We start from the raw sequence: 16597 nt of genomic DNA on the forward strand, positions 1-16597 counted from the left end.
TTTCCATGCAGATTTCTGCTCTAGTGGGCTTAGAGAACACTCCTCTGTTACCTTTCCATGCAGATTTCTGCTCTAGTGGGCTTAGAGAACACTCCTCTGTTACTTTTCCATGCAGATTTCTACTCTAGTGGGCTTAGAGAACGTTTCTCTGTTACCTTTCCATGCAGATTTCTGCTCTAGTGGGCTTAGAGAACACTCCTCTGTTACTTTTCCATACTGCGTTCTGCTTTAACTATAAATGGCTTATATAAAAAGTGCATTCCAAATTTGGAATGCACCCATCTCATTTATTATAGATTAATTTTCACTATCTTCCTTTAAATACGTCCAGCCTTCTTCTTGATACACTTTATTTTCTTTCATTAACTTTCCAAGTGCACGTTTAAAGGAACCTTTACTTAGATTAAAACGTTCTTTAATGTCCTCAGGCATACTCTTATCTCCATAAGGCATTGCACCTTTTCGCATAATTAAATAATCCAAAATTAGTTGGGCGTCCTTATCAAGTGCTTCTTCTTTTCTTGGTAATAAGGATATATTTACTGTGCCATCTAGCTTAACGTCGATTATACGACCACTAACTTTTTCCCCTAATCTTGGTTCTTGACCTCTCTCAGATTCGTGAATAAATCCTTTATAGCCTTCAGCTGTATAAATCCAGCTTCCAACTTTTGCTGTTCGATAAATATAGCCATGAATGTTTTTATTAAAATCTTCTCTTGTCGCCTTTGTTGACATTTCTTCAATAATTGGATCCGTAGCTGGTTTTACATATAAATAATTATTTTTATTTACCTTTAAAGTAATATATAGCATATCTCCAACTTCTGGCCAAACCTCTTCATGAACTGGTAAATCATCTTCTCCTAATAGCATGTCCTTTTTCAAACCAATATCAAAAAAGCAGCCAATGCCCTCTTTCCGATCAGTTACTTTTACCCAATCATATTTACCAACCGCAATAGACGGGATATATGTACTGGAGCATGCTCTTCCTTGTGAATCGCTGTAAATAAAGACGCGTACTTCATCGCCTTCTTCGAATTTTTGATCTGTTTCACTAAAATGCAAAAGCACATCCTCGTCTTCCTCTTCAATTGTCAAAAAATAACCGAAAGATGCTATTCTTGCAACCGTTAATATTTCTACACGTCCCATATAATCTCTTAACGACATTTGTTTTCCTCCTTTATTTCTTGTCTATTCAACTTTTCATCTATATTCTTTTATCATCATTATTCCCTATTTAGTGAATACTTCATGCCTAAAGTTGTTACAACTGCTATATTTTACTATAATACAAGCATAAAAGAAATGGAATTAGCACTAGATATACTTAGAAATCGTGTATGATTCCATAAATCAGGAGGTAATTATGGCAAAAGATAGCTCATTTGATATTGTTTCAAAGGTAGATTTTTCTGAAGTTACAAATGCAGTACAGCTAGCAATGAAGGAAATTCAAAATCGCTATGATTTTAAAGGAAGCAAAAGTAATGTAACATTGGACAAAGAAGAATTAGTTCTTGTTTCAGATGATGAATATAAATTAGAGCAGCTGAAGGATGTCCTGATAAGCAAAATGTTTAAACGCGGCATTCCCATTAAAAACTTAGATTATGGCAAAATAGAAGGAGCTTCAGGGGGAACAGTCCGCCAAAGAGCTAAATTAATCCAGGGCATTGATAAAGATAACGCTAAAATAATTAATGCGTTAATTAAGAACAGTGGATTAAAAGTGAAAACACAACAGCAAGACGATCAAATCCGTGTAACCGCTAAAAGCCGTGACGATTTACAAAAGATTATCGCAGCTGTAAAAGACGAATCAAAAATTACGATTGATGTGCAATTTGTCAATTATCGCTAACTAGTAGTCGGATGGCAGCCAAATTAGGCTGCCATCTTTTTTTCGAATGCCTCCTTTTCCACTAACCCTATTTTTTCCATGTTTATATTAGTAGATTTGGGAAAAATAAGTAAACATGGACAAAAAGATAGAAGGAGTGATTGATATGAGTAATAGCAATAAGGAAAAATTACAACAAACCTTACCCCCACAGCATCAGAATCAGCAGCCAGGCATTCAGACAGAAATGAATCCAATGCCTAAAGATGTCGATCCCGCTTACAAAGGCTCAGAAAAATTAAAAGGAAAAACTGCTATCATTACTGGTGGAGATAGTGGAATCGGCCGGTCTGTAGCTATTTATTATGCAAAAGAAGGTGCAGACATCGTAGTTGTTTACTTAAATGAGCATGATGACGCCCAAAAGACAAAAGAGCTAGTAGAAGCAGAAGGAGTAAAATGCTTATTGCTTGCCGGGGATGTTGGTGATGAGAGCTTCTGCAAAACAATTGTGAAAAAAACTGTATCTGAATTTGGAAAAATTAATATTTTAGTGAATAATGCAGCTGAACAGCATCCACAACAAAGTTTGCTAGATATTAGTGCCGAACAATTAGAAAAAACATTCCGAACAAATATTTTCTCTATGTTTTACTTAACAAAAGCGACCCTTCCTCATTTAGAGTCAGGAGATACAATTATCAATACGACATCAATCACTGCCTATAAAGGGAATGAAATATTAATCGATTATTCGTCCACAAAGGGAGCGATTACTGCTTTCACTCGTTCCTTATCACAGTCTCTTGCCGGACAAGGCATTCGTGTGAATGGAGTAGCTCCGGGACCAATTTGGACACCGCTCATTCCTTCTACGTTTGACAGTGAACAAGTGGCATCCTTTGGTGGAAATACTCCTTTAAAACGTGCAGGTCAGCCTTGTGAGCTTGCTCCAGCCTATGTATATTTAGCTAGTAATGATTCAACATACGTTACTGGACAAGTTCTTCATGTTAATGGAGGAAGCATCGTTAACGGATAAATCATTTAACGCTCTAGCAATCCCAAACCGCTCGCGCCTTTATTGCGAGTGGTTTTTTCTATGATAGCTAATTTTATTTTCCCTTTTAAAAACTTTCTATTCTGTCAACACTAGTGGCAAAAAGATATAGAAAGAATATATAGGGAGTGTGAAAAATGATTGATTTGGCTTCAATCTATCATCGAAGTGACGGTAATTACTGCTATTTACAAAATGGAGATACCCTCCATATTCGAATTCGAACAAAAAGAGCAAATGTGAATGAAATGGAAATAATTTACGGTGATCAATACGAAATGAGTGATTATCATTGGGTATCCCACCGAATGATGATGGAAAAAAGCGGCACTGATTCTCTTTTTGATTATTGGCATTGTTCCATTTCTAATAAAAAAAGAATTCGCTATGGCTTTATAATAAGAGATAATGAACAACAAATAACCTATACCGAAAAAGGGTTTTTCCCCTTTGTTCCCGATGATGCAGGCTATTATTTTTGCTTGCCCTATCTTCATGAGAAAGACGTTTTTTCTCCTCCTTCATGGGTTTCTTCAACTATTTGGTATCAAATATTCCCAGAAAGATTTCGAAATGGGGATAGTTCTTTAAATCCTATAGACACTGCACCGTGGGGACAAGAGGAACCTGAATTATGGAATTTCTTTGGCGGCGATTTTCAGGGAATAATCGATTCTTTAGACTATCTTTCAGACCTTGGGATAACAGGGATTTATCTTACTCCTATTTTTCATGCAAAAAGCAATCATAAATACGATACGATTAACTATTTAGAAGTGGACCCACAATTCGGCGATACAGAAATGCTTAAAAAGCTAGTAAAGGAATGTCATAACCGCGGGATTCGTGTCATGCTGGATGCTGTATTTAATCATTGCGGCTATCATTTCCCACCATTTCAAGATGTTCTAAAAAACAAAGAGAAGTCGCGCTATAAAGACTGGTTCCATATCCACAAATTCCCTTTAAAAGAAGCTAACACGATAAATTATGAAACATTTGGCTTTTATGAAGCAATGCCCAAATTTAATACAGCAAATCAAGAAGTGAAAGAGTATCTTTTACATGTAGCAAAATACTGGATAACAGAATGTAATATCGACGGCTGGCGCTTGGATGTTGCCAATGAAATTGACCATGACTTTTGGAGATCTTTCCGCTCAGCAGTGAAAGACTTAAAACCAGACCTTTTTATATTGGGAGAAATTTGGCATGATTCCCTACCATGGCTTCGAGGAGAGCAATTTGACTCGGTAATGAATTATCCTTTACTAACGAAAGCACTTCAATTTTTTGCCTATGATATGATTTCTGCTAAACAATTTATGGAGGATATGACGACAACTTTACATGCATACCCAAGTACGGTGAATAACGTATTATTTAATATTATCGGGAGCCATGATACACCGAGGATACTACATGAATGTAGTTATCGAAAAGAACGTGTGAAGCTTTTATTCACCTTTCTCTTTACCTATCCTGGCACTCCTTGCATTTACTATGGAGACGAAATTGGTTTAGGAGGAGGAGCGGACCCTGGTTGTCGAAAATGTATGCTTTGGAATTCAGGAGAGCACGATGAAAAGCAAAAAGAATTTGTTAAGCGATTAATTCAAGTGCGTAAGCAAAGCTCTTTTCTCATAAATAGCAGTAATTTCCACTTTTTAACAAACACAGATTCTTGTTTAGCCTATTATTCAAAAAATGAGGCAGAAATCATACTCACCGTTATTAATAAAAGTGAAACGGAAGCACAATTTCTACTCCCCTTTCCATTACGAGGGAAAAAAATCTCTCTTTTATTAACAGACGAAGAATATGCAGCTGAATCAAATGATCTAGCAGTAATACTCGGACCATATGAATCCAGTATCCTTCGCTTTAATATGAACTATGAATATATCCATGTAAGATAAAGTGTGTTTTTCTATTAAAAGGTGTCCATTTGCAATGTACTTCCTCGTGGGCACCTTCTCCTACCTCTTCAATAATTTTTTCCAAGAACTGAAAATAATGATTGTTTCCTAACGTGGAACGTACTATATTTACTATTAGATCGAATTGTTTGAATTGTCAGGAGGAAATAAAGTGAATCAGCAAGCACCATCCAAATCAATTGGGCTTCCCTTACTTATCTCTATTATCGCAATCTCCTTTTCTGCGATATTCGTGAAATGGTCGGAGGCTCCTGCCACTATATTAAGCATGTATCGAATGTGGCTCGCATGTCTTATTATGATTCCCATGGTGTACATACACAGAAATGATTTTAAAAAGCTTTCCAAAAAAGATTGGTCGTTCTTATTTTTTTCCGGCTCTTTTTTAGCGTTGCATTTTGCCCTTTGGTTCAGTTCTCTAAAGTTTACTACTGTAGCTAGTTCTACGATTATCTTGGCACTTCAGCCTATTGTCTCTCTTCTTGGTGGATTTATTTTCTTTCGAGAAAGAACCAATTCTATTGCTATTATGACTATGGGTATTGCGATTATTGGTGCTGTGATGATTGGCTGGGGAGATATTGGACTTGACAGCAATGCAATTATAGGAGACGTTCTTTCCTTCTTGAGCGTGATTGCAGTAGTTGGCTATTTATTAATTGGTCAAAATATTATTAAAAAAATGACTCATTGGATTTATACATTTACCGTTTTCTTTTTTGCTGCCTGTTTGTTAACTGTCTATAATCTTATAGCAGGTGATTCATTAACTGGATACTCTGGCAGAGAATGGGGTATTTTTGTTCTGCTGGCAATTGTTCCAACGCTTGCGCATGTTATCAACAATTGGTTACTAAATTATGTGAATGCAACAACTATTTCTATGAGTATTTTAGGAGAGCCTGTTGGAGCTACCCTTTTAGCTGTACTGCTATTAAATGAGCGATTAATCCATTCTCAAATAATAGGTGGTATCCTTGTTTTATTCGGTGTATTCTTTTTCTTACTGCAAAAACAGCCTAAACATGCCATTACCCAAGAAAAGCCAATTGGATAGATTACTACCATTTTTATTAAATACCTTTCAATCAGTGGGCTCCCCCACTGATTTTTTCATTAACTGATTAGATTCCACTTAGAAAGCAGCCTAGTGTGTAGTCAATCTTAAATTTCGTACACAAAAACATCCTTTTTCTTGCATATTACTGGTAAATGAATCAAATACTACTTTAAGCATCTACATATTTCCAATTAGGAGATTCCTTTTCATGCTAAAAGAAAATCTATCGTTAAGTCAGTTATTTGCTATTATTATTGGTTTTAACCTAGGTACTACGCTAGTTGTCGTCCTTGGTATTACCGCAAAAGAGGATGCTTGGATTACCGTACTTCTCTCAACCTTTACAGGCTTAATTATTGCCTCTTTTTTTCTTAATATAAATGAATTAGTGCCTTCCAAGAATTTATTTGAGATCATTGAGTTTGGATTCAATCGATTTATTGCTATTCCCATTACGCTTGTCTATTCTCTTTACTTTTTTTATCTTGCGGCTAGAACCATAAGGGATTTTGGCGAATTAACGTCTACCTTTATCCTTCCGTTAACACCAATTGAAATTATTACTCTTTCCTTAATGTTGATAATTGGTTATATACTATATTTAGGAATTGAAATCTTAGGAAGAACGACGGAAATATTCACACCCTATTCTGCTTTATTTCTTTTCCTACTCATTATTTTCCTATTCGCAAGTCAAAATATTTCTATTACAAAAATACAGCCAGTATTGGCAAGAGGCTTACTGCCAGTAATCGATGCTATGTTTCCAATTGAAGTTAGTAGACCTTACGGTGAATTAATTGTAATGACATGTGTTTTCCCACACATTTCCAACTTAAAAATGCGTAAGAAATCTGTTATCTATTCAGTAGCAGTGTCTGGGATATTGCTCACTATTGCTACATTAATCATTACTTCATCTTTAGGGATAACAACGGCTTCAAGAGCTACCTTTCCACTTTTGAGCACAACAAGGCTTATTTCCATCGCGGACTTTTTTGAAAGAATTGATGCTCTTGCTGTTTTTATCATTATGTTAGGAATTGTTATTAAAAGTTCCATCTTTATTTATGGTGGGTTAAAGGGGTTAGAATATATTTTTAAATTCCCTTATCGCTATTTTGTCGTACCTAGTGTCTGTATTATTTCCATGTTTTCTATTTTCATTAGTTTAGATATTAATGATCATATTAAAGAAGCTTCTCTAGTTGTTCCATATTTACTATATTTACCTTTACAATTTGCTTTCCCTTGCTTCCTCTTATTTGTCCTATTACTAAAAAAATTCATCCATAAAGGAAACTCTCCACTTCATGATAAAACATATAAAAACCCCTAGATAGCACGATAGGATCGTCATTCTAGGGATTTTTTTATTTTCTTACTCTACAATATTGATATTATAATCTTTGAACCAATGATGGATTTGTACTAAGTGTGCAAGCAGCTGTGGTCCAGTCATTAGTTGGCCAAACCATGGTTCTTTGAATGCAGAACCTTCTGTTTCGATAATTTCTGACAGTCGTTCTTTATCAAAGAATTCATATAAAGCTGAACTTTTATCTGTTAATGCACTCTTTAGCATATTTGTTACTGTTTTTGTGTAAATCGGATTATGCGTCTTAGGATACGGACTTTTTTTGCGATAAAGAACTTCATCTGGAAGAATTCCTTCTAATGCTTTTCGCAGCAATCCTTTTTCTCTTCCTTTGTAATTCTTCATTTCCCATGGTACATTCCACACATATTCTACTAAGCGATGGTCTGCAAACGGCACGCGCACCTCAAGACTTGCTCCCATACTCATTCTGTCTTTGCGCTCTAATAATGTGGTCATGAACCATAATTGATTAAGATAGAATAATTCTCTTCTTTTTGCATCTTCTTTACTTTCGCCAGCTAATTTAGGCGTTTCCGCAATAGTTTGGTTATATTTATCCATCATATACTCTTTTAATTGCAATTTATTACTCCATGAATCTTTCAATAAATTTTGTCGTTCTTCAATCGATCTCATCCACGGGAATCCTGCTCTTTGCAAGTCAGCCTCTCTTCTAAACCATGGATATCCCCCAAAGATTTCATCTGCACATTCTCCAGATAAGCTAACGACAAAATCTTTTTTTATTTCTCGACAAAACCATAAAAGGGAGGAATCAACATCTGCCATCCCAGGTACATCTCTTACCGTTACAGCTTCATGTAAAAAGTCGGCCAATGTTTCTTGGGTGATAATACAATTATGATGGATGGTTCCAAATGTATCTGTCATTTTTTTAATATAAACACCATCAGAGTTTGGCTGGAACTCATTTGCTTTAAAGAACTTATCATTTCCTTCATAATCGATTGAATAGGTGTGCAGAGGTCCTTTACCATTTTTCGCATATTCCATTGAAGCGATTGCTGTAATGGCACTGGAATCCACTCCACCTGAAAGAAAGGTACTTAACGGTACATCTGATACCAATTGTCTAGTCACAGCATCTTTAAAAAGGAAACGAACTTTTTCAACGGTTTCATCAAACGAATCTGTATGTTCTTCACTTTTCACATTCCAATAACGCCATACTCTCAAGCCATCCTGTGTGAACTTTAATGCATGCCCTGGTCGAAGCTCTTTAATCCCTTTAAAGATACCGCTCCCTGGTGTATGAGAAGGTCCAAGAGCAAATACTTCTGCTAATCCTTCTCTATCTAGCTCCGTCTTCACATTTGGATGTGCAAGCAATGCTTTCAATTCGGAGCCAAAGATAAAGCTAGATCCTACCTCAGCGTAAAATAGTGGTTTTACTCCTAAACGATCTCTTCCAATAAATAAAGAATTTCGCTTCTCATCCCAAACAGCAAAGGCAAATATCCCATTTAAGTACTGCAGACATTCTTCTCCCCACTCTATATAGGAAGTAAGTAAAACTTCTGTATCAGAATGACCTTGGAATGAATATCCTTTTATTAGTAATTCTTTTCTTATGTCTTCTGTATTATACAATTCACCATTGTAGCAAATAGTGTAATGAAAGCCTTGTTTTTCTTTTGTCATTGGTTGAATACCATTTAGCGGATCTACCACCACTAAGCGTTTATGTCCGAAACCTGCATGTAACGCAGTCCAAACGTTTGTATCATCTGGTCCTCTTTTTGCCAATGTTTCTGCCATAGCGGATAAAATGACCGACTCGTTTCTTAAATCTTTTTTGTAATCAACCCAACCTGTTATTCCACACATGATTATCATCCTTTCTTCCGTGGAACTTATGATTAGATACCAATCAATCAGTATGAGGTATTCTATGCATCAAAATAAAAATGGTTATTTGTCCATACCAGGTTTATCTCATGATCCACTCAAAAAGGATAAATTAATCGTTTTCAATATTTTAATGAAGGAAAAAGAAGGATTAGTTATAAAATTTTGTTTATCTGTCTAAAAAGAATTTATGGGCGTGTAATCTTTGGGAGGTTTACAATGAACAATCAGCATAGATCAAAACTTATTGAATTTCAAACACGTGCCTTTACGAAGGGTACAGTTGAGTATATAAACAATCAATGGATTTTTTTTGATGAAGAAACAGAGGATGCTTCGATGCTTGACGAATATTTACATCAAGAAATCGAAATTCATTCCTTAAATCGCTGGCGAAAAGGAATTCTTCTAGAGGATGGGAAAGTAAATATCTCTGGATCAGTCCATTTTTTAAAGCATGAAGATCCTATTCGGATACGAAAGCATCTTGTCTTTGCATTGGAAGAATTATTAGATGATTTAAGTGATGATAGCTTTTATCAATTTATTACTACTCTAAATTCGATGAGATTCTCCATATATGATTGTATATATTGTTATAATCATCTTACTTTCTTAAAAGACGAAAAGCGCAAGAGTGGCGTTAATATGATGATTTTTGATAATGAGGAAGACCTTTGCAGTGTGAATCACCATTTCTTCTATAATGAAAAAAATACAGACCGCTTTGAGTTTACCTTAAATACTGGAAAGCGGATGATTGTGGAGAAGCTCTCTTCTTAAAAGTAATCCCTTATAGAAAAATAGTAGCACCAAGCAAAGATGCAAATAGTGAGTAGGTTTCCCGAGTGTCCGCTTTTATTTACAAGTTGACACCTCGGGAAACGAATGATTTTTTGCTTTCAAATGGCTTATATCCTTTCCTTATTTATCCGAAAGAAAAATGCCTTTAGTACCAGTAGGGGTTTTTAATTATCTAATGAAACATATTCAGGGCACCAACTTGGTCGTAAATGTATTCTTGCACTACGCCAGATTCCATCCAAATACGACTTCGGTAAACTCCTCGCCACCAATTTCTATCTCTTCTGTACCAATTCTTTTTCCACCGATGGCTTCATAAAACTTACAAGCTGGATTTTCCGCTAATGCAAAAATAATCATGCTATTAAACCCTTTTTCTTTTAAATATTCGAAAACTTTTTTCGCAAGTGAGCTGCCAATTCCTTTTCCTTGATAGGCTTCCAAAAGATAAATGGCATATAGCTCTCCATCATAACCTGAATACTGCCCACTTCTTTCTTTTCCACCATTTGCAAACCCAACAATCTGTCCCTCTTCATTTTCAGCAACAAAGACACTTCCTGTCAGGATAGCTCTTTTCCAGATTTCTTCTTTTTCTTCGTAAATAAGTGCCTTTAAATAGGTATCTGGAACAATCCCTCTATAGGTTGTTCGCCAACTATCTATATGTACTTTTGCTATTCCTTTGGCATCCTCACTTCTTGCTTTTCTTATCATCATATGTACGCTCTCCTTTCTTTATATATGGAAGGTTTTTTTCACCTCCCATTCTGGAAACCATGTAACCTCCCATCCGAGTGATCCGGTTTGTATCCATTCTACAGCCTTTAATACAAGTGGCGATGCGTTATGGATAGTAATATTTTCTATAGAAACCCATTCAGCTCCTAACGAATCTTGCCCCTCAAATTGCTCTGGAACGGTAATTTCCCCACCTATTTTTCTAGCTGTGTAAAATGCAGCGATATGGTGAATATGTGTAAATTCCCTCCAGTTACATGGGAACATAAAATCAGCCATCCCAATTTGCTTCTGTATTTCTATTTCTATCCCTGTCTCTTCTAAGAACTCTCTTCTCATTGCCATCGTTAAACTTTCTCCTTGCTCCAAACTCCCACCAGGTAAATCAAAGCGATTGGCATATGGCCCCCTCTTCTTATGTATAACGAGCAATCTATCTTTTTCTACAAGAATTCCATAGACTCCAAATGGTTGATGAAACTTCCTCTCTTCCTTCAATCGTTATCCCCCCATATTCGTTTAACTGACACCCTATCTGAATGGTAATTAATTTGAATGACATCAGGGTTCGAAAGCTTGCTCCATTCTATATAACCGACGGAAGGATCAACATATTTCCACATTAATGCAAGCAAATTCCCATGTGTCACTATTGCAAACCTATTCTCTGGTCTTTGAAGACACTCCTTCATTACTTCTGTTGCTCTTGTCATCGCTTGTCTACTGGATTCTCCGCCTTCGTATGCAATATCTAAATCTGTAAAAGATTGTTTCAATAAAGATTGCCAATTGTTTAGATTTCGGCTACTAAGCTTTCTTTCTATCAAGCGCTCCTCATTTTGAATCGGTATTTGGAGTCTTTCTGCCAATGGCTTAGCAGATTCATATGCACGAAGATAGGGACTAGAGAGGATTAATTGGATGCCTTCATCTTTCAAAAAATCCGCTAACTCACTCGACTGTCTCTTTCCATTAGCAGTTAAAGGAGCTTCCGCTTTCTGGCCATAAGCCTCACAATGACGAATTAGGTAAATATTTTTACTATTAATCAAATTTTCACCAGCCTTCCCACAATAGCCTATAACCAGTTTAACAAATTATTGGAAAATTCTATAGATAAATCATAAACTACACGTTTCTAAATAAATATCTGCTGTTGATAGTTTTAAAGAGGATTTATACTTTAGGAGGAAATATGAATAAATAGAGAACTAGATATTCTTTAAGATAATAACCGCATAAACCTTGTCCTATTTTCCGATAAATAATTAACTCATTTGTTAATCAATTCTTATTTAGAAAGAAATTATTTACAGAGATTAATTTACATGTTATCTTTTGTACAAGAAGAAAACTTTAATGTTAACTAGATATTCTGAAAGAAGGGGTCTACATGCAATTGGGAATCGATAATTCCTCTTTAGTAGTGTACGAAGCTTTAGCAAGTGAAGTTCGTATGACAATTATTCAGTTACTGTCTAAAAATAAAATGAATATAAAGGAACTTGCCAAAGAATTAGGCATCAGCAGTGCCATTGTAACAAAACATGTAAAAAAATTAGAAGATGCAGGACTGATAAAAACAGAGAAAGTACCAGGTAAATCAGGATTACAGAAGATTTCCATGTTAAAGGTGGATCATATCGAAATCAACTTTCCGAAGAAAATCTATCATTCTTTCGCTTCATATGAAACCTCTGTTCCAATAGGCCATTACACTGATTATGATTTAAAGCCAACATGTGGATTAGCTTCAGAAAAGGATTTTATCGGAAGAGTAGATGAACCGAAACTATTTATGGATCCCAAAAGAGTAGAAGCAGAAATTCTGTGGTTTACGCAAGGCTTTATTCAATACACAATTCCTAACTTTTTAAAAAAGGAGGAAAACATTCAACAATTTGAAATTAGTTTAGAAGTATGCTCTGAATTTCCATTCTCTAATGACAATTGGCCTTCTGACATTACCTTTTCATTAAATGGGATAGAACTGGGAACATGGAGAAGTCCTGGAGACTTTGCTGATACAAGAGGGAAACTTACACCAGAATGGTGGCCACATAATCTTAATCAATATGGGCTTCTTAAAACACTCCGAATTACTAACCATGGTACGTATATTGATGGAGACCCTATTTCATCTGTCACCATCAATGACCTAGATGACAATTGTGATCGCTGGACGTTTCGCATTGAAGTGAAAGAAGATGCGGAATGTGTAGGTGGCGCTACAATTTTCGGAAAGAAATTTGGGAATCACCCACAGGATATCATTTTCAAAGTGTATTATTTATAGAAGATTCTGCTCTATTTAATCAGCTAGGAGAAACTGCCTTTTTATTTCCCCTAGCTTTTTTTAATCGATTCCTACCCTACCAATATTTGATGGAAGAGGCTATCACTACTCTGTTTTCGTTTATATAATTTGTTCAAACCTTCCTTACACCTTCTCTTTAAAGGCTTGAATTAATCGCTTGTAATAAGAAATAGGATGAGGGGCAAAATTTTCTCTGCCCACTTTACGATGAATCTTAATTTTCTCCCCTCTTGAGTTGAGTTCAAATCCATTTACTTCAATTAATTCTTTTCTGCCCTGCCATAAATCGTAAAAATCGGCTAGTTTAGTGGATACAATGCCCGCTACTTCCTCTTCTTGCAAATGAAATTCTTTAAAATCCATGGTCTTTTTATATAAAAAAGTGTGAGCAAATTCCTTATCCAAAATATCTCCATTATTCATTTCATAATGGAAAACACCTAAGTGGATTAGCTCCTCTATTTCTACTTGGATACCGATTTCTTCCTCCATCTCTCTTACACCGTCTTTCGCATCTTCATGTGCTAACAAGTGACCTGCAGCCGTTATATCTAAAAGATTTGGATAATCCTTTTTTAATGGACTTCTAATTTGCAAGTAGAGATATGATTGTCCATCTTGTTCAGATACAATCCAACAATGAAAGGTCTCATGCCATAATCCCTTTTTATGTACTTCACTACGGGCAGCAGTTCCGATTGGTGTTCTGTTTTCATCAAATATTTTTAGTTGTTCCTCTTCCATGATGGATGCTCCTCTGCTATTTTTTCCATAAAATAGTATCTTGCTTACCCTGTTTCCTTATTGCTATGCCAGCATTTTACGAATAAACCCTCTTTGAATAAGTACTTCCCTTCCTTTGTATCTTCTTCCAAAGGATAAGATTAACAAAGAAAAGCAATATCCCATAAATATAAACACCAAATGGAAGAGATATACTGATATAATGAATTCCTGCTAAAATCGGCAACGGAAGCAAGAGCAGAAATAACCTCCAACTTTGCTGATTCGCTCCTGAATCAAATGACATAGAAAAAGGCACTTCTTTATCTAGCATTCCATAGCAAATCACTGAATAGAGGAAAGCGGAGATAAATACTACTAATAAATCTGGTATAATTCGCATTCCAAACAAAAACAAAAAAACAATGCTTATTAAAAAATAGATTGGTAAATATAATTTTATAATTAGCGCTTTTAATGCTCCTTTATAATACATAGAAAAATCAGAGATTGGAAGAATCGTAAAAATACATGCACCTTTATATTTCCCTGAATACCGCATCATAAAAATTATCGTCGGAATATTAATCATCGTAAAATAAATGGTTAAATACGAGGAACTTGTTGTAAATGAAACATCTTCCAAATTTGTTCCACTATAAAGAAAGATAAAGGGAATAACAATCGAAAAACCTAATGATGGATATACCTTTAATTTAAAATCTCTTTCTTGCCTAATCATTTGCCCTGTAAATTGATAGAATGCTTTTTCTTCCTTGTTGTTCATTAAAAACGATAATAGCAGTTCTCCCCATTTTGAGACCTTACCTTTTCTCGCTTTACTTTGACTAGTTAACTTTTCTAAATTTTTCTCAAAGCTAGGAATTAGCTTTCCATAAATGATAATAGCTGCAATTGGTAAAATAATCGCAAGAGCTGCTAGCAAAATAATCATCGTGTTGATATTGCCATTCAATATCCACTCATATGGTGCTGCGAACCACATTGGAACAAAGAAAACATGCCACCAATGCACTTGATACACAATATGTAAATCAACTAATTCAAAGCTCCGAATGACAACCTGGTATCCTATCATTATGACAATAGACAAACCAATCTGTACGTAATTAATCATATCCTTAAGTTTTTCTCCATCAAAAAATCGAAGGATAGCCAAGTAAAGTAATGCCGTGATAACAACAATAAATAAATTTGCTAAAACAAGTAGTACAACTGTCAACAGAAAAAAGATAAATCCTTGTTTAACAAGACATACAACTAACGGAATAAGTGTAATAGTTATCGTTAATTGAGAAAGATAAATCATAATATGCAGAACTTTTGCTGCATTAATTGTGCGCCTATTTATTGGTTTCGTATGTAGTATATGTTTATCCCGAACATCTAACAAAACACCTGAAAAATCAGAAATCATCGAGGTCATGACCAGAAATAAAATAATTCCGAAAGAAATGCTCATTTGAAATAAGTAATTATCACCGAAGGCCATCAATGGAATAAGAATCAACCCCATAAAAGCATACAGCCATAACGATTTTATATAGGCATATTTATCTTCTTTCTTTTCTTTTCTCTGATTAGATTGGGAGAAGATGGTTGGAAGCTTACGTTGATCCATTGTCAGTTTCACTTGTAAAATCGTTCTTAAAACGGAATAATCGATACCTATTTTCAAAAATAAACCTTTAAAACGGTCAAAGAACTTTAATATAGTAAATTCTCTCATGATTGTACCTCTTGCACAATGGATACAAAGGATTCGCCTATTTCTTTATGGTTGTTAAAGCCAGTTAATTGATTGAAGATTCCTTCCAAGCTACCTTGTTCGTTTTGTGTTTGTAACTCTTTGAAGCTTCCGTCTATCACTATCTTTCCATCGTTCAATAGAATGATTCTACTGCTTATTTTTTCTACTACATCCATTATGTGTGACGAATAAAATATCGTTTTTCCGCTTGATGCAAACTGGGCAAGAATCTCCTTAAACACCATCACACTATTCGCATCAAGTCCATTGATTGGCTCATCTAGAAAAAGAATATCTGGATTATGCAAGACACTTGATATAATTAACAGCTTTTGACGCATCCCTTTTGAATAAGAGGAGATTCGCGAATGATATACCTCTCCTATACCAAACAGTTCCATTAATCTTTTTGCCTTATGTTCAACAAACTCTGCACTCATTCCATATAGTTGACCGATAAATGTTAAATACTCATATGCCGTTAGATTATCATATACTTCTGCTATTTCTGGTACATAACCGATTTTTCGCTTATATTCCATCGAATCATCCCTAATATTTTTGCCAAAAAGCATTACTTCTCCACGATAATTTCCCTCTATACCGAGAATAATTTTAACTGTAGTACTTTTTCCTGCACCATTCGGACCTATATATCCAATAATTTCTCCTCGATATACATGTAAATCCACTCCTTTTAGTACTTCCTCGGTGCCATAGTTTTTTCGTAAGTTCTTTATTGTAATAATTTCTTCACCAACCATCTCATTTGCTCCTTCCTACACATCTCTTTTCTACCATTCTAGAAAAAAAGGAAAAAACCTCCCAATAACCAGGTGAATTTTCTGTCACGATTATCTCACTTCCCACTCCTTATAATTAGGGGTGATTGTTTACAAAAAAAACCTATAGTAGCCAATTTCCAAGGCTCTATAGGTGATTAGTGTCACATTATCTTATTTACATTTCACCACTAGTGTTGCATTAATTTATTTTCACTATTAAAAATACTCAAAATGTTCAATTTTATTATTTTGTGCAAAGAAAAAGTCCTTTATAATGGATAAGTCAGGTGGTAACCC

Annotated in this window: 15 protein-coding genes; 7 read left to right on the plus strand and 8 right to left on the minus strand. The window is 35.2% G+C overall.

Features of this window, described 5'->3' with window-relative positions:
• Positions 1-297 precede the first annotated feature (297 nt).
• The gene (locus ACTQ5K_RS23750) at positions 298-1176 is read right to left on the minus strand and encodes a CvfB family protein (protein ID WP_031540715.1); all 879 of its coding nucleotides are present in this window, start codon (positions 1174-1176) and stop codon (positions 298-300) included.
• A 199-nt stretch (positions 1177-1375) separates the two neighbouring features.
• Between ACTQ5K_RS23750 and ACTQ5K_RS23755 the strand changes: the two genes are divergently transcribed.
• From ACTQ5K_RS23755 to ACTQ5K_RS23775, 5 genes are all read left to right on the plus strand, one after another.
• Positions 1376-1870, plus strand: coding sequence for a YajQ family cyclic di-GMP-binding protein (locus tag ACTQ5K_RS23755; RefSeq protein ID WP_031540716.1), 495 nt, complete (start codon positions 1376-1378; stop codon positions 1868-1870).
• 145 nt (positions 1871-2015) lie between these two features.
• Positions 2016-2891 carry an SDR family oxidoreductase gene (locus ACTQ5K_RS23760; protein WP_031540717.1) on the plus strand — a complete coding sequence of 292 codons (876 nt, stop codon included), beginning with the start codon at positions 2016-2018 and terminating at the stop codon, positions 2889-2891.
• Between the two features lie 155 nt (positions 2892-3046).
• The gene (locus ACTQ5K_RS23765) at positions 3047-4828 is read left to right on the plus strand and encodes a glycoside hydrolase family 13 protein (RefSeq protein ID WP_031540718.1); all 1782 of its coding nucleotides are present in this window, start codon (positions 3047-3049) and stop codon (positions 4826-4828) included.
• A 172-nt stretch (positions 4829-5000) separates the two neighbouring features.
• Positions 5001-5906: a DMT family transporter gene (locus tag ACTQ5K_RS23770; protein WP_031540719.1), complete on the plus strand. Its 906-nt coding sequence runs from the start codon at positions 5001-5003 to the stop codon at positions 5904-5906.
• A gap of 211 nt (positions 5907-6117) precedes the next feature.
• Entirely contained in the window at positions 6118-7248 is a 1131-nt protein-coding gene (locus ACTQ5K_RS23775) for a GerAB/ArcD/ProY family transporter (RefSeq protein ID WP_031540720.1), read from the plus strand.
• Between the two features lie 42 nt (positions 7249-7290).
• On the opposite strand, the gene asnB is transcribed toward ACTQ5K_RS23775, so the two are convergent.
• Positions 7291-9138: an asparagine synthase (glutamine-hydrolyzing) gene (gene asnB, locus ACTQ5K_RS23780; protein ID WP_031540721.1), complete on the minus strand. Its 1848-nt coding sequence runs from the start codon at positions 9136-9138 to the stop codon at positions 7291-7293.
• A gap of 240 nt (positions 9139-9378) precedes the next feature.
• On the opposite strand from asnB, the gene ACTQ5K_RS23785 reads away from it, so the two are divergent.
• On the plus strand, positions 9379-9942 hold the full coding sequence (locus tag ACTQ5K_RS23785) for a DUF2777 domain-containing protein (protein ID WP_031540722.1): 564 nt from the start codon (positions 9379-9381) through the stop codon (positions 9940-9942).
• A 243-nt stretch (positions 9943-10185) separates the two neighbouring features.
• Here ACTQ5K_RS23785 and ACTQ5K_RS23790 read toward each other — a convergent pair whose 3' ends face one another.
• From ACTQ5K_RS23790 to ACTQ5K_RS23800, 3 genes are read right to left on the minus strand one after another with little or no spacing between them, the layout of a single operon-like run.
• The gene (locus ACTQ5K_RS23790) at positions 10186-10683 is read right to left on the minus strand and encodes a GNAT family N-acetyltransferase (RefSeq protein ID WP_031540723.1); all 498 of its coding nucleotides are present in this window, start codon (positions 10681-10683) and stop codon (positions 10186-10188) included.
• Between the two features lie 18 nt (positions 10684-10701).
• A complete protein-coding gene (locus tag ACTQ5K_RS23795) occupies positions 10702-11202 on the minus strand; it encodes an NUDIX hydrolase (protein ID WP_031540724.1) in 501 nt (166 codons plus the stop codon).
• Positions 11199-11756, minus strand: a complete 558-nt coding sequence (locus ACTQ5K_RS23800; RefSeq protein ID WP_048719196.1) for a histidine phosphatase family protein — start codon at positions 11754-11756, stop codon at positions 11199-11201. The genes ACTQ5K_RS23795 and ACTQ5K_RS23800 overlap by 4 nt, the downstream gene beginning before the upstream one ends.
• A gap of 341 nt (positions 11757-12097) precedes the next feature.
• On the opposite strand from ACTQ5K_RS23800, the gene ACTQ5K_RS23805 reads away from it, so the two are divergent.
• A complete protein-coding gene (locus ACTQ5K_RS23805) occupies positions 12098-13000 on the plus strand; it encodes an ArsR/SmtB family transcription factor (RefSeq protein ID WP_031540726.1) in 903 nt (300 codons plus the stop codon).
• A 144-nt stretch (positions 13001-13144) separates the two neighbouring features.
• Here ACTQ5K_RS23805 and ACTQ5K_RS23810 read toward each other — a convergent pair whose 3' ends face one another.
• The 3 genes from ACTQ5K_RS23810 to ACTQ5K_RS23820 form a co-directional block, all read right to left on the minus strand.
• Positions 13145-13765, minus strand: coding sequence for an NUDIX hydrolase (locus tag ACTQ5K_RS23810; protein ID WP_031540727.1), 621 nt, complete (start codon positions 13763-13765; stop codon positions 13145-13147).
• Between the two features lie 76 nt (positions 13766-13841).
• Positions 13842-15494 (minus strand): hypothetical protein, encoded by a 1653-nt coding sequence (locus ACTQ5K_RS23815; protein WP_031540728.1) that lies wholly within the window; start codon positions 15492-15494, stop codon positions 13842-13844.
• Complete coding sequence (locus tag ACTQ5K_RS23820; protein ID WP_031540729.1) at positions 15491-16279, minus strand: ABC transporter ATP-binding protein; 789 nt, start codon at positions 16277-16279, stop codon at positions 15491-15493. The genes ACTQ5K_RS23815 and ACTQ5K_RS23820 overlap by 4 nt, the downstream gene beginning before the upstream one ends.
• Positions 16280-16597 lie beyond the last annotated feature (318 nt).

The organism is Niallia sp. Sow4_A1 (genome assembly GCF_052116745.1).
In the GTDB taxonomy this organism is placed as follows: Bacteria; Bacillota; Bacilli; order Bacillales; family Cytobacillaceae; genus Niallia; species Niallia hominis.

Coding starts and splice junctions, on each gene's coding strand:
- ACTQ5K_RS23750 (WP_031540715.1), bottom strand. CDS start 1,176: ATGTCGTTAAGAGATTATATGGGACGTGTAGAAATATTAACGGTTGCA.
- ACTQ5K_RS23755 (WP_031540716.1), top strand. CDS start 1,376: ATGGCAAAAGATAGCTCATTTGATATTGTTTCAAAGGTAGATTTTTCT.
- ACTQ5K_RS23760 (WP_031540717.1), top strand. CDS start 2,016: ATGAGTAATAGCAATAAGGAAAAATTACAACAAACCTTACCCCCACAG.
- ACTQ5K_RS23765 (WP_031540718.1), top strand. CDS start 3,047: ATGATTGATTTGGCTTCAATCTATCATCGAAGTGACGGTAATTACTGC.
- ACTQ5K_RS23775 (WP_031540720.1), top strand. CDS start 6,118: ATGCTAAAAGAAAATCTATCGTTAAGTCAGTTATTTGCTATTATTATT.
- asnB (WP_031540721.1), bottom strand. CDS start 9,138: ATGTGTGGAATAACAGGTTGGGTTGATTACAAAAAAGATTTAAGAAAC.
- ACTQ5K_RS23785 (WP_031540722.1), top strand. CDS start 9,379: ATGAACAATCAGCATAGATCAAAACTTATTGAATTTCAAACACGTGCC.
- ACTQ5K_RS23790 (WP_031540723.1), bottom strand. CDS start 10,683: ATGATGATAAGAAAAGCAAGAAGTGAGGATGCCAAAGGAATAGCAAAA.
- ACTQ5K_RS23805 (WP_031540726.1), top strand. CDS start 12,098: ATGCAATTGGGAATCGATAATTCCTCTTTAGTAGTGTACGAAGCTTTA.
- ACTQ5K_RS23810 (WP_031540727.1), bottom strand. CDS start 13,765: ATGGAAGAGGAACAACTAAAAATATTTGATGAAAACAGAACACCAATC.
- ACTQ5K_RS23815 (WP_031540728.1), bottom strand. CDS start 15,494: ATGAGAGAATTTACTATATTAAAGTTCTTTGACCGTTTTAAAGGTTTA.
- ACTQ5K_RS23820 (WP_031540729.1), bottom strand. CDS start 16,279: ATGGTTGGTGAAGAAATTATTACAATAAAGAACTTACGAAAAAACTAT.